The 19221-nt window shown below is 55.9% G+C and carries 17 protein-coding genes and 1 tRNA gene; 8 read left to right on the forward strand and 10 right to left on the reverse strand.

From position 1 onward, the window contains the following. Positions 1 to 282 precede the first annotated feature (282 nt). Positions 283 to 1506, reverse strand: a complete 1224-nt coding sequence (locus LAO21_15745; protein MBZ5554170.1) for an MFS transporter — start codon at positions 1504 to 1506, stop codon at positions 283 to 285. 360 nt (positions 1507 to 1866) lie between these two features. Here LAO21_15745 and LAO21_15750 point away from each other — a divergent pair, with 360 nt between their 5' ends. Next, positions 1867 to 2511 (forward strand): hypothetical protein, encoded by a 645-nt coding sequence (locus LAO21_15750; protein MBZ5554171.1) that lies wholly within the window; start codon positions 1867 to 1869, stop codon positions 2509 to 2511. 122 nt (positions 2512 to 2633) lie between these two features. On the opposite strand, the gene LAO21_15755 is transcribed toward LAO21_15750, so the two are convergent. Continuing rightward, positions 2634 to 2774 (reverse strand): hypothetical protein, encoded by a 141-nt coding sequence (locus LAO21_15755; protein ID MBZ5554172.1) that lies wholly within the window; start codon positions 2772 to 2774, stop codon positions 2634 to 2636. A 209-nt stretch (positions 2775 to 2983) separates the two neighbouring features. On the opposite strand from LAO21_15755, the gene LAO21_15760 reads away from it, so the two are divergent. Then, positions 2984 to 4273 carry a hypothetical protein gene (locus tag LAO21_15760; protein MBZ5554173.1) on the forward strand — a complete coding sequence of 430 codons (1290 nt, stop codon included), beginning with the start codon at positions 2984 to 2986 and terminating at the stop codon, positions 4271 to 4273. A gap of 48 nt (positions 4274 to 4321) precedes the next feature. On the opposite strand, the gene LAO21_15765 is transcribed toward LAO21_15760, so the two are convergent. After that, positions 4322 to 4415: transfer RNA gene (locus LAO21_15765), tRNA-Ser, on the reverse strand. Positions 4416 to 4482: 67 nt separating this feature from the next. After that, positions 4483 to 4992 (reverse strand): tRNA adenosine(34) deaminase TadA, encoded by a 510-nt coding sequence (gene tadA, locus LAO21_15770; GenBank protein ID MBZ5554174.1) that lies wholly within the window; start codon positions 4990 to 4992, stop codon positions 4483 to 4485. A gap of 468 nt (positions 4993 to 5460) precedes the next feature. Between tadA and LAO21_15775 the strand changes: the two genes are divergently transcribed. Beyond that, a complete protein-coding gene (locus tag LAO21_15775; GenBank protein MBZ5554175.1) occupies positions 5461 to 5925 on the forward strand; it encodes a (2Fe-2S)-binding protein in 465 nt (154 codons plus the stop codon). Further along, positions 5922 to 8048, forward strand: coding sequence for a xanthine dehydrogenase family protein molybdopterin-binding subunit (locus tag LAO21_15780; protein ID MBZ5554176.1), 2127 nt, complete (start codon positions 5922 to 5924; stop codon positions 8046 to 8048). Before LAO21_15775 ends, LAO21_15780 begins: the two co-directional genes overlap by 4 nt. A 318-nt stretch (positions 8049 to 8366) precedes the next feature. Here LAO21_15780 and LAO21_15785 read toward each other — a convergent pair whose 3' ends face one another. From LAO21_15785 to LAO21_15800, 4 genes are all read right to left on the reverse strand, one after another. Next, entirely contained in the window at positions 8367 to 8732 is a 366-nt protein-coding gene (locus LAO21_15785; protein ID MBZ5554177.1) for a hypothetical protein, read from the reverse strand. Between the two features lie 228 nt (positions 8733 to 8960). After that, on the reverse strand, positions 8961 to 9293 hold the full coding sequence (locus tag LAO21_15790) for a type II toxin-antitoxin system RelE/ParE family toxin (protein ID MBZ5554178.1): 333 nt from the start codon (positions 9291 to 9293) through the stop codon (positions 8961 to 8963). A gap of 2 nt (positions 9294 to 9295) precedes the next feature. Beyond that, positions 9296 to 9571, reverse strand: coding sequence for a type II toxin-antitoxin system Phd/YefM family antitoxin (locus tag LAO21_15795; protein ID MBZ5554179.1), 276 nt, complete (start codon positions 9569 to 9571; stop codon positions 9296 to 9298). A gap of 352 nt (positions 9572 to 9923) precedes the next feature. Beyond that, entirely contained in the window at positions 9924 to 11498 is a 1575-nt protein-coding gene (locus LAO21_15800; GenBank protein ID MBZ5554180.1) for a hypothetical protein, read from the reverse strand. A 162-nt stretch (positions 11499 to 11660) separates the two neighbouring features. On the opposite strand from LAO21_15800, the gene LAO21_15805 reads away from it, so the two are divergent. Together LAO21_15805 and LAO21_15810 are read left to right on the forward strand one after the other, a co-directional pair. Continuing rightward, the gene (locus LAO21_15805; protein ID MBZ5554181.1) at positions 11661 to 14141 is read left to right on the forward strand and encodes a protein kinase; all 2481 of its coding nucleotides are present in this window, start codon (positions 11661 to 11663) and stop codon (positions 14139 to 14141) included. 130 nt (positions 14142 to 14271) lie between these two features. Continuing rightward, entirely contained in the window at positions 14272 to 15018 is a 747-nt protein-coding gene (locus LAO21_15810; protein ID MBZ5554182.1) for a helix-turn-helix domain-containing protein, read from the forward strand. Positions 15019 to 15406: 388 nt separating this feature from the next. On the opposite strand, the gene LAO21_15815 is transcribed toward LAO21_15810, so the two are convergent. Together LAO21_15815 and LAO21_15820 are read right to left on the reverse strand one after the other, a co-directional pair. Beyond that, on the reverse strand, positions 15407 to 15859 hold the full coding sequence (locus LAO21_15815; protein ID MBZ5554183.1) for a hypothetical protein: 453 nt from the start codon (positions 15857 to 15859) through the stop codon (positions 15407 to 15409). Between the two features lie 190 nt (positions 15860 to 16049). Beyond that, positions 16050 to 16505, reverse strand: coding sequence for a hypothetical protein (locus tag LAO21_15820; GenBank protein ID MBZ5554184.1), 456 nt, complete (start codon positions 16503 to 16505; stop codon positions 16050 to 16052). A 303-nt stretch (positions 16506 to 16808) separates the two neighbouring features. On the opposite strand from LAO21_15820, the gene LAO21_15825 reads away from it, so the two are divergent. After that, positions 16809 to 17393: a sigma-70 family RNA polymerase sigma factor gene (locus LAO21_15825; GenBank protein MBZ5554185.1), complete on the forward strand. Its 585-nt coding sequence runs from the start codon at positions 16809 to 16811 to the stop codon at positions 17391 to 17393. Positions 17394 to 17559: 166 nt separating this feature from the next. Continuing rightward, a complete protein-coding gene (locus LAO21_15830) occupies positions 17560 to 18903 on the forward strand; it encodes a protein kinase (GenBank protein ID MBZ5554186.1) in 1344 nt (447 codons plus the stop codon). The last annotated feature ends 318 nt before the right edge of the window (positions 18904 to 19221 follow it).

Below are 19221 nucleotides of genomic sequence, written 5' to 3' on the forward strand. Positions count from 1 at the left end.
TAACGCCACAGGGCCCAAAAAAGGTAACCCGCCGCCGCACTGCCGATGAACCAAACCAAGTCGTCGCATGCGCTGACAATCCACCTTGGATGGCTTGGCGCAAGGAAATCTACTTCGACCCTCTCCAAGGGAGGGAGACAAACTTGGGCGCTCATTCGAACGGCCTCCCGAATCGAGTGCACTCGGCACCCGAAAATGAGCCCTCCTGGGCTCAAAGCCAAATAGAACCGGATGGCTCAATTTTATATCAATTCCGGAAGGCAAGGTCAAGGTGAGGGTAGATCAAGGCGATTTGCCAGGATCGGCATCCAACGATTTTTCTGTAAAAAGAAAATAAGGGATGGAAAAAAGGGCCAGGATGGCGGCAACCCCGTAAGCGACATGGAATCCATAGTGCTGCACCAGGAGACCGGTCACGACGGAACCGGAACCAATCCCCGTATCGAACGCAAGTAAAATGGATCCGAAGGCGGCTCCATGCCGGTGGGAGTCGATTCGATCGAGGATCATGGCGGCAAAGATGGGATAAGCGGAACCGAACCCGAAGCCGAAGACAATAGCCGAAGCCACCAGCATCCAGAAAGCCCCTGAAATGGCCAGTAGCGTCTCGCCCACACCAATCAGGGCGAGGCTCGGCAGCAGGATTTTCCTTCGCCCCCACTGATCGGCGACCCTGCCGGCAAAGGGACGCGTGAAAAGCATGGTCGCGGCAAAAACCAGGAAGTAGATTCCCACCGGCCGGGTGCCGGAATCTTTTGCATAAATCGCCACGAAGCTGGTGATTCCACCATAACCAAAGGAATACATGAACAAGGCAATAGAAACGATGAAGACCCGGTGCTCGAAAAACCCTTCGGAAAAGAACCCTCTCAAGGTCCGGCCGCTGGGATGGGTGTGCGGTTTATCCTGAACGCCTAAGGAGATCCCCAGCATGCCCAGGCAGAGCATGCTGATTCCTCCACACAACCAGTGCCATCCCAGCAGGTTATAAGTGGCCAGTCCCACCGATGGAGAAATGGCGATGGCCAGCGTGCTGGCTACCCCCCAGTACCCGATCCCCTCAGCGCGTCGTTCCGACGGAATCACGTCCGTCATCAAGGCAAATGATGCCGCCAGCAGGGCGCTCCAGAAAACGCCGAACAAAAAAGCGGAGGGCAGGATGATCCACAGACTCCGGGCAAAAGAAAAAACAAAACTCAAGCCAAAGAAAGCGGAACTCGAGACCAGCAGGATGTGCCGCTGACCCAGACGGTCGGCTATGGCCCCACCAAACGGTGCTGAAAATGCCGAGGCAAAAGTAAGAAGCCCCAAAAACAGTCCGGCCTTCCCCTCGCTTCCTCCCAGGGCGAGAATCCGAAATGGCATCGTCGGGTAGAGTTGAAATGCAGTGAAGAAGGTGACGAAGGAATAGGAGGCCAACAGAAAAAACCGGGGGGTAAACAGCGGTTTCTCAGGAGCTGCCTCCGGCCTCCCCCTCGTCAAAATCTTCGATTCTGCGTCGCCCATCCCGTTCGCTCTTCCTCTTCATCGCCCCGTGCACGGGGCGAGATGCATTGCGGTGAGTTGAGTCCTATGAAAACCCGCTATGGTACCACAGAGCGGGTTGTGGGGGCAGGGACGAGGGGCCCGCGTTCCCCTTCAGCGCGCCTTATCCTCTCCTCAAGAGGATATGGGCCGTCCAATACCTGATTTCTATGGAATTGACATCCCGTGTAGGTTAGACTTACTGCAAATCAGACATCTTTGCGTTTAGGCGTACTGGGGACAGCGAATTTTCATTCTGAGGATCATCATCTTCTTCAAATTAGAAGCCTCTTCTTGCAGGAATTATTTCAATTCCAAAACAATCAGGGAGGAAGTTCAGCTATGTCCAATGGAACAAAGAGCACGTGGCAAATGATTCAGATTCCGGCAGTGATCACGGTGGTCATCACGCTCCTGCGTCTTATCGGTGAGCTCCAACACTGGTCGCCCCGGTTCTTCAATCCCGATCCTGGGGGGCCAGGAGCGATCGTCGGGATCGTTTGGCTGGTTCCGATTTTTGGAATCTATTTTGCAATGAAGCTTGCCCAGCAGGAGGGTGGTCCTGAAAGCAAAGGGAAAGCCATCGGATTGCAGGTGGTTGGATTTGTGATCATAGTTGGGGCAGGTTTCGTGGGATTCAAGTTCAAATGGGAATACATCAGCTATATCCTGATGATGGTGAGCTGGATTGTCTTCGGAATGGCCTGGGGGAGCCTGGCGAGAACACTGTTCGCTTATGGTTTTGCGGCACGTATCCCGGTCGTCATCGTCATGGCCATCGCAATTTGGAACAATTGGAACACTCACTACAGCGCCTTTCCGCCGGGTGATTTCCCTTACACAACCTTCGCGGGAAAATTCTGGCATGGCGCTGTCCTGCCGCAGCTCATCTTTTGGATCACATTTACGCTCGCGGTGGGTGGGCTGTTTGGCATTGTCACCTCGTTCTTTGTCCGTAAACCGGCCATCGTCAATCAGGCGGCATGACTCACAGCCAGGCCTTGGCCCACTGGGCAAATTGGTTATTGCACTGAATCTGAGAAGATCATTTCAGCACCGTCCCCACTGAGCCCGGGGTTCCCCCCCGGACTAGCCTGGGGAGACCTAAGTCACAGCATCACTCCGACAAATCGTCGAAGATAGGTTGCGGTCTTCGTTCGATGTTGTCCATAACCGATGCACGCCGTCACGACGACAAAGGGTACGCCTTGTGTGATGGGGCGAACTCCTGTAATTCTTAGTGGTCGCATGTGCAGCGACACATAATCCAGTCATGGCTGTTCAGCCCGCCAAAGAGTTTTCACACCCAAGCCATTGACCTGGATTTCTTGGGTTTTGAAGAATTCCTGTCCAATTCCTTTTGAAAACCCGCTCTTCCAAATTGATTTATTCCTGCGAGGTCAATATGAACAAAACATCAAGGAAGCATTGCCGGAGATTTCTCCGGACCATGATGCTCATGCTGGTTGGATCCGTCATTTTCAGTCCCCTCACCTTTGGGGCTGTGACCAAGACGCATACCACCCCTGCCATTTCCAAGGAAGCCAAGGCCTGTCTGGAGTGTCATAGCAGCTCAACGCCGGGCGTTGTCGAACAATGGAAGAACAGTGCGCATTATCGAAAGGGGGTGGATTGTTACTCCTGCCACAAGGCCAACGAGAGCGATCCGGCCACGTTCGACCATTATGGTCAGAAGATCGCCGTCATCGTCACACCCAACTACTGCAATCGCTGCCACCAGCAGGAAGTAAAAGAATTCGAAGTGTCGCACCACGCCATGGCCGCCAGTTTCATTGGTTCGCTGGATAACGTTTTGGGTGAGGTGGTGGAAGGCGGGGCTGCCGCAGTAAACGGTTGTAAGCAATGCCACGGGTCGACGGTCTCCTACAAAGGAGGAGGAAAGTTTGATGCCGATACCTGGCCGAACAGCGGCATCGGCCGCATTAATCCTGACGGATCCAAAGGGTCCTGCGCCGCCTGTCATGGCCGCCACTCGTTTTCTTCGGCCGTGGCACGTCAGCCGGAGAACTGCGGGAAATGCCACATGGGGCCGGACCATCCCCAGATTGAGATCTACAACGAGTCGAAGCACGGGATCCAGTTCCGCGCCAATATTGCAAAGATGAATCTCGACAAGAAAAAATGGGTGGTCGGGAAGGACTACACCGCCGCTCCCACCTGCGCCACGTGTCACATGAGCGCCACCGCGACTCAGCCCGTCACGCATGACATCGGCACGCGCATCAGCTGGACGCTGCGACCCGTGGTCTCCATCAAACAGGAAAACTGGCAGAAACGGCGCGAGTCGATGCAGGAGGTCTGTTCCAATTGCCATGCCACCGGCTGGGTGGAGAATTTCTACAAGCAGTACGACAGCACGGTCGATCTCTACAACGAAAAATTTGCCAAGCCGGCCAAAGGAATCATGGATAAATTGTATGCGGATGGCAAGCTCACCAAGACGCCGTTCGATGAGCCGCTCGAATGGACTTATTACGAGCTCTGGCATCACCAGGGCCGCCGTGCCCGCATGGGCACCGCCATGATGGGACCGGACTACACGCAGTGGCACGGTTTTTTTGAGGTAGCCAAAACCTTCTACAACGAATTCCTTCCCGAGGCCGAACGCCTGGAGCCTGGCGTGACCGAGAAGGTCCTCGCCAGCGATTTCCACAAGTGGAAGAAGGGGTTCAGTCCGGCCGATTTACAGAAGATTCTGGATTTCTACAAGGAGAGGTATAAGCAGTAGGAAAAGGCGTGGGGCAGACGAGACGTCTGCCCCACAAACTCACAAATCTGGCGGAGAGGGCGGGATTCGAACCCGCGCGGGAGCTTTTGGCCCCCAAACCGCTTTCGAGGCGGCCCCGTTATGACCACTTCGGTACCTCTCCGTGCCTGCGCGAAGCGCCGATCAAGTTACAACAACCTCTTTCAAAGAACACTCTAGTTTCTCGCGGACTAGCTTCTTTTTCCAGCGAAAAAATTTTTCATCAGGGCACGGCATGACTCCTCCCGCACCCCGCGGGTCACCTCGACCTGGTGGTTTAACCTTGGATCAGTCGCCAGATGAAACAAGCTATCCACGGCACCCGCTTTCTCGTCGGCGGCGCCGTAAACCAGGCGCCGGATGCGGGCTTGGAGGATGCCTCCTACGCACATGGAACAGGGCTCAATTGTAACATACAGGGTGGCCCCATTCAGTCGATAGTTCCCAAGGCGGCGACAGGCTTCGCGAAGAGCCAGAATCTCGGCATGGGCCGTTGGATCGTTCAAGGTGATGGGACGATTGTGGGCGCCTGATATGACCCGTCCTCCCATTTCGATCACGCATCCAACGGGGACCTCCCCTTCCTTCGCCGCGTTGCGCGCCTCTTCCAGGGCCAATGCCATGAAGAAATCATCGGAGGGAATTTCCACTTCTGGCGACACTGTTGCCTCTCCCTTGCTCCGTGCGATTCGACGGGCCATACGGTATCCTTCTTTCAAGCAATTATAGCACTGGGGGAGAAGTTCGAAGTTCTGAAACACCAGTTCAAGGTTCAAAGTTCAAAGTTCAAATCTCGGAGTCCAAAGTCCCAAGTCCAAAGTCCAAAGTTAAAGAACCAGTTCCAAGTTCAAGGTTCAAAGTTCAAAGTCAAAATCCCCAAACCGACCATCAAATATGGTTCTCACTTCTTCTCTGACTTCCGACCTCTGACTTCTGATTTCCGACCTCTGACTTCTGATTTCCGGCTTCTGACTTCTGATTTTCGGCTTCCTGCTTCCGGCCTCTGGCTTCCTTATATTTTCTCGGGCAACTGGCAACCGAGAACTGAGAACCGACAACTGCCTTCCTGACACCCGACACCTGAAACCTATCGTCATCTTCAGAATAAACGTTGTCACTCACTTTTCCACGGCGCTATACTACGCAGATCCACCATAAGGAGAATTCCGATGTCTCCCATTACCTTCACCTTGAACGGAAAAAAGCAGACAGTTGATGTCAGCCCCGAGATGCCGTTGCTCTGGGTATTGCGCGATACGCTGGGTTTGACTGGAACCAAGTATGGCTGTGGGATGGCATTGTGCGGCGCTTGCACGGTCCATCTGGAGGGGGACGCCATCCGTTCCTGTGTGACGCCCATCTCCGAGGTTGCCGGGAAGAAGGTCGTCACAATCGAAGGACTCTCGCCCGAGAACAGCCACGTGCTTCAGAAAGCGTGGATTGCTGAAGAGGTGCCACAATGCGGCTACTGCCAGCCGGGGCAGATCATGAATGCCGCCGCGCTGCTGGCCAAGACACCGCACCCTTCTGATGCCGACATCAATTCGGCCATGTCGGGCAACATCTGCCGCTGTGGAACCTATCAGCGGATTCGCAGTGCCATTCATCGTGCGGCGGGCGGAGGTGCGAAATGAACACGACTTCCAAGATGACTCGTCGAAATTTCATAAAAGCCGGGACGCTGGCAGGCACCGGTCTTATCGTCGCCTTCTACTTGCCCTCCGGCCGCGAACTGGACACTTCCCTCGATGCGGCGGACGGCTCGTTTGCCCCCAATGCTTTTCTGCAAATCGAACCTTCCGGCAAAATCACGGTGTGGGTGACCAAGTCGGAAATGGGACAGGGGGTTCAGACTTCCCTCCCGATGCTGGTTGCAGAAGAACTGGAAGCCGATTGGTCCACCATCCACATCAAGCAGGCCGACTCCAATCCCAAATATGGGGATCAAGGAACAGGGGGCAGCGAGAGCATCCGCACGATGTGGACCCCGCTCCGCAAGGCGGGCGCCACGGCGCGTGCGATGTTGATTACAGCGGCCGCACAGACATGGGCCGTCGATAAGTCGACGTGCAGGGCCGAGAAGGGCATGGTCATTCACGGGCCGAGCGGACGGAAGCTCGGTTATGGCGCGCTGGCTGAAAAAGCTTCGAAGTTGCCGGTCCCGACCACGGTTCCCTTAAAGGACCCCAAGGATTTCCGAATCCTCGGCAAGAAGGTGCCCCGACTCGACACCGGCATCAAAGTGGATGGCAAGGCGGTGTTTGGACTGGATGTTCGAGTCCCTGGCATGCTCTATGCGACCCTTGCTCGATGTCCTGTTTTTGGCGGTAAGGTGGCGAGTTTTGACGCCTCCAAGGCCAAGGCGATCCAGGGGGTCCGCGATGTGATCAAGGTTCGCGACGGGATCGCCGTCATTGCTGAGAACACATGGCTGGCGATGGAGGGGCGCCGGGCGTTGGAGATCAAGTGGGACGAGGGTCCTAACACCGGGGTGAGCAGCCCCAGCATCACCAAACTGTTTGCGGATCAGTTCAAGCAAGCCGGGCTGGTGGCGCGCAAAGTGGGGGATGCCGACGCCGCGCTGAAGAGCGCGCCGAACATCCTCGAGTCCATGTTTGAATTCCCTTACCTTGCTCACGCCACCATGGAACCGATGAATTGCACTGCCGACGCCCGTGCTGACCGGTGCGAGATCTGGGCTCCCACACAGTTCCCGTCCTGGGGGCAGGAACTGGCAGCGGGAGTCGTCGGCCTGAAGCCGGAGCAAGTGAAGGTGCACGTCACGCTGCTGGGTGGAGGCTTCGGCCGCCGCGCCAATCCCGATTTCATGGTCCAGGCCGCTGAAATCTCCAAGGCCATCAGTGCTCCGGTCATGTTGGTGTGGACGCGCGAAGACGATATGCAACATGATTTCTATCGCCCGACCTCCGCTCAACTCCTTCGTGCCGGGATCGACAGCAAGGGTCTTCCGGTGGCCTGGCATCATCACATCCTTGGACCCTCCATCGACGCCCAAATGAATCCCAAATTCACGGGTCTGGATAAGGGTGCCGTCGATGTGGCCGCGACCCTTCCCTACACGATCCCCAACATCCATGTGGATTTTTTGAATGTCAACATCCCCGTGCCGGTGGGTTGGTGGCGCTCGGTGTGGGCTTCGCAGCATGCCTACGCCAACGAATGCTTTCTGGACGAAATTGCCTACGCATCCCGAAGCGATCCGTACGAGTTCCGCTTGAAATTGCTGGCCAACGAGCCACGGTACAAAGGGGTGTTGAAGCTGGCGGCCACCAAAGCGGGGTGGGGAAAGAAACTTCCCGTAGAAAGGGGAATGGGAATCGCGGTCGCGAAATCCTTTGGCACCTATGTGGCCCAGGTTGCAGAAGTCACGGTGGAATTCAAAAAGGTCACGGTGCATCGTATCGTGTGTGCCGTGGATTGTGGACAGTATGTCAACCCCGATACCATTGAAGCGCAGATGCAGAGCGCCATTGTCATGGGACTGACCGCCGCATTGAAGGGCGAGATTACGATCGACCGGGGCCGGGTCATGCAGGGCAACTTCAATGATTACCCGGTGCTGCGGATGGAAGAAGTGCCGGTCATTGAGACCTACATCGTGCCGAGCCAGGAAAAGCCCGGCGGGATCGGGGAGCCCGGGCTGCCTCCGGTTGCCCCGGCGGTCGCCAATGCCATCTTCGCCTCCATCGGCAAGCGCATCCGGAGACTGCCCATTCGCTCGACCTATCCGGGCTGATTCACCGCAGAGACGTCGAGCTTTATCATAGAGCTTTGGTAGCCCCGCCTGCGCTTTTTGCCGGCGGGGGCCTTTCCGATCGTTCGTCCGTCATCGTAGGTTCATACCACACCGCAACGAAATGCCCCCGCTCAAACCGATTTAGTAGCACCGGTCCTGCCTCGCGGGACGCTTGGGGACTTTGTCCGATGAGTCCGCCCCCCTCATCTCGTAGGACGTCGCGGTAACCTCACTTAAGGTCCCGCTTCAAGCGCGTTGGCAATTATTGTTTGCTAAACGCGAAAATGTGAAGGACAGGTCGCTATCCCCTATTTGAGGTCAAGAATAAGTCTTCATGCGCGCCTTGTAATACCAGTTAATCAGGAAAAGGACACCTACCAGGAACAACGGCCCCGGAATTATCAAATAGGCCGACCAATGAAATCGTCCCCAAACCTTCTCGAGATAAAACAGTCCACAGACGGGGAATAGGATTGCGCCCACCCAATCCCGGTGCCAGGAAATCGCCAGGACGATCAGAATGACAGCGGTCGGGATGAGATGCATCAGCAGGGCCAAGGAAGTCTTCCAAAAGCCCTGTCCTCCGCCGAATACATCAAGCGCAAAGAGGCTGACAAAAAGCGCAAAAAGAAGACATAGAATCCTCGGGGTCCAGAACAGCAATGGTCTTGCATGTGTGCTCATCAAGGCCTCCTATCGCCCTCATACCCTATCGATGAATCCCGTTTAAGAACGATGCGACAGGGAAAACTAGAGAAAACAGGACACATGTAACGTGCGGGGGAGGTTCGTCGAAGCAGACTCAGAAGAAATTCCAAAATCCAATTGGTCCGCGGCGGATAAAATCCAAACAAAAACCATATTACAGGTACCAAACAAAATCCCAACGGGAACGGGTCATCGCACCAGGATTCATTTCGCTTTGAAAGGTTCCACAAGGCGGAGATTGATCATTTTCTTGGCGAGAGAATAAATGTCTTTCTGGCTTCCGGCTTTGCGAATACCCACAGCGACCACGATGACGACCACCAGTCCCCGGTCGACCCGGTAGATAATTCGGTAGCGTTGGCCCACCGCTCGGAGACTTCGATAGCCCGCCAACTCTTCGACCAGTGGCTTGCCTTGCTTTTCAAGATCTTCCGCCAATCCATCGATGCGGCTGATGATTTTCTCCATAATCCTGCGCTCTGAAATGCCCTTCAGAATTGTCAGGGCGAATGGCGTAATTCTGATTTTGTAGCGCACCCCTAGAGCCTCTTCCTTGCTTTTTCCCATGGGATGGTCTTCCCTGCCTCCGCCTCCTTAATTGCCTGGCGCAAAGCGGCCATCTGCTCGTTATCTCCCAGAATCTCCAGGGTCTCAACGATCGCCTCGTACAGATCCCACCGCAAGATGGCCAGGACAGTTTCTCCCCGCCGCGTTACCGAGATGGCCCCCGGTCGGCGTTGAAGCCTCTCCGGAAGGCTGGCCAACTTATTTCGGGCATCGATGATGGCCATCTCAGCAGCTACATCCGTACTCATTCGCTTCTTCTCCTTTCTCCATGAGGCCGTGCTAGAGACGATCCGTACTACGACACGTACGGCAAGGAGTACGCATCTATCAAGACCTTTCTCAGCACCCCACCTAGAACAATGTATGGCCGAGCCCGCTACTCCGAGAGAGCACAGCGGGGGTGTCATCTTTGTATCGCACACATCGCAAAGAGCGCGATGTATGCGCCACCCACCAAAAAACAAAATTCCAAATTCCAAAGTCCAAAGTCCAAACAAAACCCAAATTCCAAAATCCAAACAAACCCACAATCAACCCCGAGAGATCGAAGTGTGTGGCACTCCATCCGCCCCGCTATAGGTCTGTGTTGAGAGAAGTCGCCTATGGCCCATGATGGTGCAGATGCTCATCGCCCTTCAACCGCAGCCGCAGATACATCATGAAACCCACGGGATGATTGCCATAGAACGGTTTGATCACCATGGGAACCCCGTATCCCGTGAAGTTTCCTCCCAACCCGATTGTAATCCCTGCCGCCTCTTTGACATCCCGCGTGTATCCCAGCGTGTAAGCATGGATGCGGAACACCGAGCCCGCCGTGCGGGCGAGCAGTTCCTTGACCTCCGGCTGGTCGTCGAACAGCTCGTCCTTGTCGACCAGCTCGATTCGGCCGGTCAGATAGTTTTTGTTCTGAAACTGAACGACCGATTCCACCAGGTATGAATTGATATTGCGCCGTTCAGCCACCTTATGATTGCGGCCCCAGATGAGGCTGGTCGCCCAATGTCCGGAGGCCAGGGGCCGGTTATAGGTCACCGAGGCCGTCGACCGGACGATGTCTCCGGGCTCGAGTTCCTCGGGATGCTTCAATCGACCCACTGACACCTGCGCGCTCCAATTGCTCGCAGGTGTCACGGTGAACCGCGTTGACCACGAATCGACGGCCCCATGATCGATGTTCCAGCGGTTCTCATTGGGCTCGCGGCCATGAAACCCACTTCCCTCGATCCGGACCATCCCGAATTTGAACCCAGCCGTGAGCACCTCGTTGACGATATGAGAAGAATCCTGCAGATGATGCGAGAGGGTGGCCTGCGGAAGCTCCGCGGCGGAAACGCGATGCGGATACGCTACCGGCCCGAGGGCCGGATCCCCCACCGGAGCGAAATAGAAATCCACCATGCTTTTCTCGCCGAGATGCCGCGCGTACTGTACGCTCAACTCCATGAAGAGGTCATGAGGATGCTGCCCATCGACGACCGCCTGGCCAAAGGCGGTCTCACCGGTTTGAAAGAGCAAAGGATATCGGCGCTCGGTCACCGTGGCGGGTTCCAGGCTCAGCATTGCTCGAACCATGAAGCTGCCGCTCCCCACCTGGCGGTGAGCCATCCCCATGAACCAGTTCGAGGAGAATAGTTTGTCGCCGCCCCGTGGACCGCTCTGCTGGATGTCGCCCACAAACGCCGAGCCATGAAACATGAAGTTCCAGGAGCGGGCGTTAATCATCTTCATGTGCATCGGCGAGGATCCGGGGTTGACGCTGGTGCCTGAGCCCTGCTCCATTAAAAACATCCCTGAAGGGTTCAACTCCGGCAATTCCATCCCTGGCATGGACATCTTTTCCATCTTCGAATGATCGTGTTCGGGCGTTTGGGTCGCCGCGGCCTTTTCAGGGGGTGGGGCCGGATGCTGATGCGGTGCGGCCGGCTTCTCATCTCCTTTCTCCTGCCCGGCTTGGACGCCCGCCCCGCAATCCTCTCTCATTAAACTGTGGGAATTGGCGGGACGCACCAGGGAAAAGACGAGAAGCAGAAATAAGAGCGATCTCAACCGGAGTGCCTTGGACCCGGCGCTGTTCATCCGATCCTCTCCTTTAATCCTCTTACCTTGCCCAGTGACTGAGCCATGAGCCCGCTCCCGCACGGAAGCCATGATGAAAACGCCGTTCTTTTTCATTTTACATTCTACACCTTTACCACTTAATCCCTGGAGCCCTGCCGAGCATTCCCTGACCTTGCCCCTGAATTTGACCGGGCGTATACTCACAAGGAATCACTTTGCGGCCGAACTCCAGGGCCTCAGTAATTTTCTTGCCACCAACTGATCCAATCACCCGCGATGAAGGAATTGATTGAAACAGGCACTACGTTCTCCCACTACCGGATTCTTTCCCCCCTCGGCTCCGGCGGGATGGGTGAGGTGTACCTGGCTGAAGACGACCGGTTAGGTCGCAAGGTCGCGCTCAAGCTATTGCCGGTCGAATACATCCAGGATCAGGAACGGATGCACCGCTTCGAGCAGGAAGCGCGCGCTGCCTCTGCCTTGAATCATCCCAACATCATTACCATTTTCGATGTCGGCCGCGCCGAAAACGTCCATTTCATCGCCACCGAGTTCATCGAAGGATCGACCCTTCGCCAATATCTGGCCAAAGCAAAGCTGAGTTTGAGGGACGCCGTGGATGTGGCCGTTCAAGTGGCCGGCGCCTTGAGTGCGGCCCATCGGGTGGGCATCGTGCATCGTGATATCAAGCCCGAGAACATCATGTTGCGGCCGGATGGCTACGTGAAGGTCCTGGATTTCGGGCTGGCCAAGCTGACCGAGCCGACCCCGTCTGATTCCGAGTCACCCACTCGGGCGACCGTGCAAACGGAGACGGGCGTGGTGGTGGGGACGGTGAGTTACATGTCTCCCGAGCAGGTTCGAGGCGTGGTCGTTGATGCTCGCACCGACCTCTTCAGTCTGGGTGTGGTTCTCTATGAAATGGTCGCTGGTATTCCGCCCTTTGAAGGCGGGAGCAAGAGTGAATTGATTGCGGCCATCCTCGACCGAGAGCCCCCGCCGCTGGCCCGGTATGCGCGCGATGTTCCCAATGAAGTGGAAAGAATTGTCAGCAAAGCCCTGCGGAAGGACCGCGAGTTGCGTTACCAGACGGCCCGGGACGTTCAGATTGATCTAAAAAGTTTGAAAGAGGACCTTGAATTTGAAGCCAAACGCGAACGAGTAGGTCAGGCCACCTCGAGTGGAACACAGGCGATCGCTTTGGAGGGAGAGCCGGCCGCCGTCAAGTCCGGGACGCACCCCCTACCTCAAGCGACCTCCAGCGCTGAGTATCTGGTCACCGAGATCAAACGCCACAAGAAGACCACATTCCTGGTTCTTGCCTTGTTGATCCTGGCGGCAAGTGGGGTGATTTATGTCCAAACCCGAAGCGGGAAAACCATAAGTTCTCTCGCGGTCCTGCCCTTTGTCAATGTCACCGCGGATCCCAACAGTGAATACATCCCGGATGGCATCACCGAAAGCCTCATCAACCGACTGGCCCAGCTGCCAAACCTCACGGTGATGTCGCGAAGCTCAGTCTTTCGGTATAAGGGCCGTGAACCTGATGTCCAGGAGGCCGGACGCCAGCTGAAGGTCCAGGCCGTCCTGACAGGAAGGGTGGTGCAGCGTGGCGATGACCTCGACATCAGCGCCGAGCTTGTGGATGTGCACAACAACAGCCACCTCTGGGGAGAACAATACCACCGCAAGCTTTCCGATATACTCACCCTGCAGAGCGACATTGCCCGCGAAATTTCGGAGAAGCTGAAACTGAGGCTGACGGGGGCCGAGAAGGACCGTCTAGCGAAAAATTACACCGAGAATACCGAAGCCTATCAGTTGTATCTCAAGGGTCGGTACCATGCGGCCAAGTTTACCGAGGACGGCCTGGCCCGGGGACTCAACTATTTCAACCAGGCGATAGCCATCGATCCTTCTTATGCGCTTGCCTACGATGGAGTCGCGTATTACTACGTGACGGCCGCGGACTGGTTCATGTCGCCCCGGGAAGCCATGCCGAAGGCCAAGGCGGCGCTCCAAACCGCATTGCGGATTGACAATGCCCTGTCTGAAGCTCACACCTCCCTGGCCATCGTTTCTTACTGGTACGAGTACGACTGGGCGACGGCGGAGCGGGAATTGAAGCGGGCCCTGGAACTCAATCCAAATGATGCCTCCGCGCATCAATTCTACGGATCGTTTCTGGCCTGGACCGGAAGAGTGGACGCGGGAATTCGAGAAGCGAATCGGGCCATTGAGCTGGATCCACTGTCACCCCAGGCCCGCACCTACCTGGGTGTCAATCTGTTCTTTGCGCGGCGGTACGATGAAGCGGTCAAACAACTTGAGGAGGTCACTCGCACGAGCCCGAATTACTGGTGGGCGCATGTTTTTCTCGGAAGGTCCTTCGCGCAGACGGGAAGACTTCCCGAAGCCATTGCCGAGTTCCAGAGTGCGAAACGGATCGAAGATGCTATCTCGGAGATCGACGCGGCGCTTGGCCATGCGTATGCCCTATCGGGAAGGAAGAGCGAAGCAGAAAAGGTGCTCGAGGAGTTGAAGCAGCGTTCCATGCGAAGTTACGTCTCGCCATACAACATGGCCGTTGTTTGTGCCGGGCTGGGTGAAAAGGATGCAGCGTTTCAGTGGCTCGACAAGGCCTATGACGAACGCCCATTTTACCTAACCTGGCTGGAAGTGGATCCGGACCTCGACATTCTGCGTTCCGATCCGAGGTTTAGCAAATTGCTTCGTCGAGTAGGGTTCAAGAGATAGTTGTCAGAGAGAAGCTATCAGTTTTCAGCAGTCAGCAATCAGCAAGCATTTGACAGTTCCAAATAGCGAGCGGTCATTGCCCTTGTTGAATTGGATGGCTTTGCGTATGCAAGGTCGCAGACAAAGGAAAATGGCATGGAAGCCCCGAACTGAACTCGGATGCTATATCCGTGCTCGTCGGGAGGCTCTGGGTTTGAGCATCCGGGAGATGGCAAAGAGGATGAAGAAAGATCACACTTATGTTCGTGAGGTCGAAAGAAGTGCCTCTTCCATGTTCCGGCGCTCAATGGCATCCTGGGCCAAGGCGCTCGGGTGCCGTCCATCCGATTTACAACGGTTTGCCGGGAACCCGGGCTATGCAAAAGAGAGTCCCACTGAGCTCGGCCGGTTCGTCCGCAGACGCCGCAAAGAATTGGGCCTCAGTCTTCAGCAACTCGCAGGGCATGTGGGTGTGACCCGACAACGGATGAGCCAGATTGAAATTGATCGGGGGGTCGTCCTCTCGAGAGGCGATACGGTTCGCAGAATGGCCCAAGCGCTCCGCGCGGAAACTACAACGCTCAAGCAGCTTGGGTGGAAGGAGAAATGTGATCAGGCCCTTCATCGAATGGTCCATCGGCCCCCTGAACGGTCAACGCCTTTGGGCACCTTCCTTACCTGTCGACGTCTTGAACTTCGATTAACGCAGCACCAACTCGCCAGCCAAGTTGGAATTGATCGCGCCATGGTGAACAAATTGGAGCGCGGAGAATCAAGAAGCGTTCGATCCTTGCGCCGGCTGTCACGAGTTCTGGGACCGATCCCCCCCCAACTCCTTCCCCTCAGGCGAATGCTAACCCTGATGACGTCGGACCCCGATATCCCTTTCTTGGAGTAGACCCTCCGAAGGGGGAGTCAGTCAAGGGGCATAACCCTAACAATTGCATTGCCTGTCCCGGGTTCTTCAGGGACGACTAGTGATGGTGAGCCTCAGATGCCCCTACCCTTTATGATTGTGGTGCGGTGTACTGGAGGAAATCTCGGGGGAAAAGATCGTTCCGAATGAATCCAGAAGGTCTGTAATACATCGACACACGGATCTGCCGTCGACGACAGAAAAAACTGCAGGTTTTGTCAACCGCCAGTTTTTGCCGACAGCTGACGGCTGGTTGCTGGCGACTGGTAACCGCTTGCTGATGGCTGACGGCTGATAGCTTCTTTCTGACAACTGAGATCTGCTAGCTAATTGCTGACTGCTGAAAGCTGATCGCTGATGGCTGTTCTTCTCAAATATCCAGGACTGAAACCCTTTCCACGCTAAATACTAAAGGAACCTCGCACTCGGGGACCATGGACAGAGCTAACCCGACAGCCTGGTCTGAGGAGTCTGCGATTCCCACAAACTCCTTATCGTGTTCAGGATGCTTGCCGTCAACAATCCTGACCTTGAATACATGGGGCATCTTGAAATTCTGATCGAATCCGTGAGTCGAAAAATCAGACGGGACCCAGTGTGCAGGAAATGAGGGAGTATCAGGACTGGGCAAAGCGGCCTGCGGCTCGACAGTCTGATTATTCTCCAATCCCCCGAATTTGTTCATAGACATCTGAAATTGTCCCATGGACGGATATCTCTCCTCTCCCCAAACACGGCATCTGACGTAACGGTAGAGATATCCTAACGCAATGATGTGGAAACTTATTGCAATGCACAAAAAAACCGCAGCCATTATCGACATCTACCCGCATCGCTTTCTGGGCGGCTTCCTTCATTCGAAAGTGGCATGCTCCTGGTCCAGGGGCTACCCACTCCTGGACCAGCGCTCCGCCGACAGAGCCCTCAGCGGTCGAGGGCTTAAGTTGAGCTGATTCCTTCTGTCGCTCCCGGCGGAAGTCCCCCTTCATCCGGATCTATCACCTCTTGGGCCTTTATTCCATCCCGCTGTCCTCGAGCTCCCCTGCGGGCAAAACTACCCTTTCCGGTCCTCCACGATTGCCCGCCTGTTCGATGACGTATGCCAACTCCTGCTCCAACCTCGATGGAGCCAGTTTCCGTCCGACGCTCTCCCCGGGCAACCACACTTCGGACAGAAAAGTCCGGTTCCCATAACCGTTGAACACGAGCATCCCCTTATCTGCAATCTTATCCCGGGAGCCTGCAAGCGGCATGGGGGGTTGGATGATCATGCCGAGATTCCCTTTGTGCTGGTGGATCCGCAGTACTCCCCGGTACAAGGCAGGGAGATGGTGAGTGATCATATATTCCCCTGGAGGGAATATGTTCTCGCCAACGAGAAAATCGAACGGGACGTTAAACCTTGCCATGCCGTCGTTCTGACCTCGGGCGGATCCGGCCCCCATCAGGATGAGGGCCCAGATCGTCACAAGGATTCTCCATCCTTGTTTATTCAAAGGATCACCTCTTTGAGTCTCATATCGAGGCGAACCTGATTGCGGCCTCCCTGGATCCCCTATCGGCCCGGAATCACCCTGGCGACCGATGGCCCTCGCAAGGGCTCGCCTCGACTCCGCCTCATAAGGCGGTCTGTCTCTTCTACCTATATAAGGCGGGAAAACGAGGAGAAATGGCCCATCCCTACAGAGTTTTTTTTCGAGCGCCCCCCGTCGGGGGGAATTGGTGTTAGAATCGGGTGTTCTCCAACGCAGATCGATTGGAGAGAGCCCCGAATGCCCATACCCCCGCCCGAGAAAGTCAGCCAGTTGTTGCTTGATTGGAGCAAAGGGGACAAAGCCGCTCTGGATGCCCTGGTTCCGCTGGTGCACGAAGAACTGCACCGATTGGCTCATCACTATATGGGAGGAGAGCACTCCGGGCACACGCTTCAAACCACGGCACTTATCAACGAAGCCTATCTCCGGCTCACCGACTACAGGAACATGCGTTGGCAGAATCGGACCCACTTTTTCGCCGTTGCGGCACAAGTCATGCGGCGCATCCTGGTTGATTACGCTCGGAGCCGCCATTATGCCAAGCGGGGCGGAGGCGACTCCCATGTTTCCTTGGACGAAGCGATGGTCTTGTCGGAGGATACGTCGTCCGAGCTCATCGCGGTCGAAGAAGCCCTCAACGACCTGGCCGCCTTTGATCCCCGCAAGAGTCAGATTGTCGAACTGCGTTTCTTTGGCGGGCTGAATATCGAGGAGACTGCCGAGGTTTTGGCGATCTCGCCAACCACGGTGAAGCGGGAATGGCAAAGAGCCAAGGCCTGGCTGTACCTGGCGATCAAGAAGGGGGGAGCGACTGGAAAGTGACAGGGAACGGCAGGTGCGAAGTCATGCGGTGAGCCTTGGAAAGAGGCGTCAGGGCAAGTCTATGAGGTCAAGCTGCGTCAATTGACGGTCTAATGCCCGGGTTCCCGCATGTTTACTCTCGAATCCTATACTGGCAACTGAGAACTGACAACCGGCACCCTCCTCTATGGATACTGCCCGCTGGAAGCAGATTGATGAAGTCTTCGAGGCCGCCCTGGAACGCGAGCCCCACGAACGCCCAACATTCCTTAACCAAGCCTGCGCCGGTGATGAGGAATTGCGGACACAGGTTGAGTCCCTGCTCGCCTCCGAAGAGCAGGGCCGAAGCTTTATTGAAACACCTGCCGTCGAACTTGCGGCCCATTCCCTGTCAAACCAGCAGACCCGATCCATGACAGGAAGGATGGTCGGCCCTTACAAGATCCTGCAGCCCCTGGCCTCAGGGGGAATGGGCCACATCTATCTGGCCAAGAATACCAAGCTTGACCGACTCGTCGCCCTGAAGGTGTTTCCTGCCTACCTCGCCCAGGACCAAGACCGGATGAGCCGCTTCGAGCAGGAAGCCCGCGCGATCTCCGCTCTCAACCATCCCGCAATCCTTACCATCTACGAGGTGGGACATTCTGAATCGCTCCACTTCATTGCCACGGAATTCATCGATGGAAAGACATTACGTCAGACCTTGATCGAAGGAAGGTCGGATCCCCGCGAAGCAATCGACATGGGCATACAGGTCGCCGGTGCGTTGGCGGCAGCCCACGAGGCGGGGGTGGTGCATCGAGACATCAAACCTGAAAACATCATGCGGCGGCGCGACGGCTATGTAAAGATCCTGGACTTCGGGCTGGCCAAAATGATTCATTCGCAATCGCTCCCGGTCGATCCCGAGGTGTCCACCCTCGCGGATGTTCAGACGAACACCGGCATGGTGTTGGGAACCACCCATTACATGTCTCCTGAACAGGCTCGCGGCCTGGACATCGACGGACGAAGCGATATTTTCAGTCTCGGAATCGTGATCTATGAAATGGTCGCGGGCCGTCCACCCTTTGGAGGCGAAACGCCCAGTGATGTCCTGGCCTCAATCCTGCTCCGCGACCCTCCACCGCTGACGCACGATGAGCAAGCGGTCCCTCAAGAGTTGCAGCGGATCGTCTCCAAAGCACTGTGCAAAGACCGAGAGGTGCGGTACCAGACGGCCAACGAGTTGATGGGGGACCTCAAAGACTTGAGGCATCAAATGGAGAATGCGGCCGAACCGGAACGGCCCGAAGGAACCGCCCCGCGTCCTCAGGTCACTGACAAAGCCGAGTTGGACAGAGAGCGGCTGCGCTCAGCCACAGGGGCGATCGGGAAGCCGCGCCATCGCAGCGACCACGTCTGGCTTCCCACTTCGAAGGAGCCGATTCGTTCAAGGACGATCAAACGAGTCAACCTCGGCGTTGCGATCCTCATCGGGGTGCTTTTCATCGCCGCCCTGGTTTATTTTCTATACCTAGCCCAACGGTAGGCTCCCAAGAGGCTCCATCTCGGAGCTTGCCACGCACTCCAGGAAATCAACAATTTGAAGCAGTCCTGCCCAGTAAGACTCCTGGCATTTCGTTCTAATTATTTGAGAGAACAAGAGTAAGGGGTTGGAGTGACGTTTTATCGATTTCAACTTCTTGTGTATCACTACGCCTAACCGAAAAAGGGACAGTCCCTAGGGACAGGCCCTAGGGACTGTCCCCCAGGATACGAGGATTGCAAAATGAATGACTTAAAGAGAGTTCGATACTTCACAGGTCAACTTTTGACTGCCGATGATTTTGTCGCGGAACAGTACTAA

This window comes from Terriglobia bacterium (assembly GCA_020073085.1).
Taxonomy (GTDB): domain Bacteria; phylum Acidobacteriota; class Terriglobia; order JAIQFV01; family JAIQFV01; genus JAIQFV01.

Bases quoted from the DNA above. Each gene is read 5' to 3' on its own strand.
- LAO21_15755 (MBZ5554172.1), bottom strand. From the start codon at position 2,774: ATGCGACCACTAAGAATTACAGGAGTTCGCCCCATCACACAAGGCGTA.
- LAO21_15800 (MBZ5554180.1), bottom strand. From the start codon at position 11,498: ATGAAAAAGAACGGCGTTTTCATCATGGCTTCCGTGCGGGAGCGGGCT.
- tadA (MBZ5554174.1), bottom strand. From the start codon at position 4,992: ATGGCCCGTCGAATCGCACGGAGCAAGGGAGAGGCAACAGTGTCGCCA.
- LAO21_15815 (MBZ5554183.1), bottom strand. From the start codon at position 15,859: ATGTCGATAATGGCTGCGGTTTTTTTGTGCATTGCAATAAGTTTCCAC.
- LAO21_15750 (MBZ5554171.1), top strand. From the start codon at position 1,867: ATGTCCAATGGAACAAAGAGCACGTGGCAAATGATTCAGATTCCGGCA.
- LAO21_15785 (MBZ5554177.1), bottom strand. From the start codon at position 8,732: ATGAGCACACATGCAAGACCATTGCTGTTCTGGACCCCGAGGATTCTA.
- LAO21_15805 (MBZ5554181.1), top strand. From the start codon at position 11,661: ATGAAGGAATTGATTGAAACAGGCACTACGTTCTCCCACTACCGGATT.
- LAO21_15825 (MBZ5554185.1), top strand. From the start codon at position 16,809: ATGCCCATACCCCCGCCCGAGAAAGTCAGCCAGTTGTTGCTTGATTGG.
- LAO21_15830 (MBZ5554186.1), top strand. From the start codon at position 17,560: ATGGATACTGCCCGCTGGAAGCAGATTGATGAAGTCTTCGAGGCCGCC.
- LAO21_15760 (MBZ5554173.1), top strand. From the start codon at position 2,984: ATGCTGGTTGGATCCGTCATTTTCAGTCCCCTCACCTTTGGGGCTGTG.
- LAO21_15810 (MBZ5554182.1), top strand. From the start codon at position 14,272: ATGGCATGGAAGCCCCGAACTGAACTCGGATGCTATATCCGTGCTCGT.
- LAO21_15780 (MBZ5554176.1), top strand. From the start codon at position 5,922: ATGAACACGACTTCCAAGATGACTCGTCGAAATTTCATAAAAGCCGGG.
- LAO21_15775 (MBZ5554175.1), top strand. From the start codon at position 5,461: ATGTCTCCCATTACCTTCACCTTGAACGGAAAAAAGCAGACAGTTGAT.
- LAO21_15745 (MBZ5554170.1), bottom strand. From the start codon at position 1,506: ATGGGCGACGCAGAATCGAAGATTTTGACGAGGGGGAGGCCGGAGGCA.
- LAO21_15795 (MBZ5554179.1), bottom strand. From the start codon at position 9,571: ATGAGTACGGATGTAGCTGCTGAGATGGCCATCATCGATGCCCGAAAT.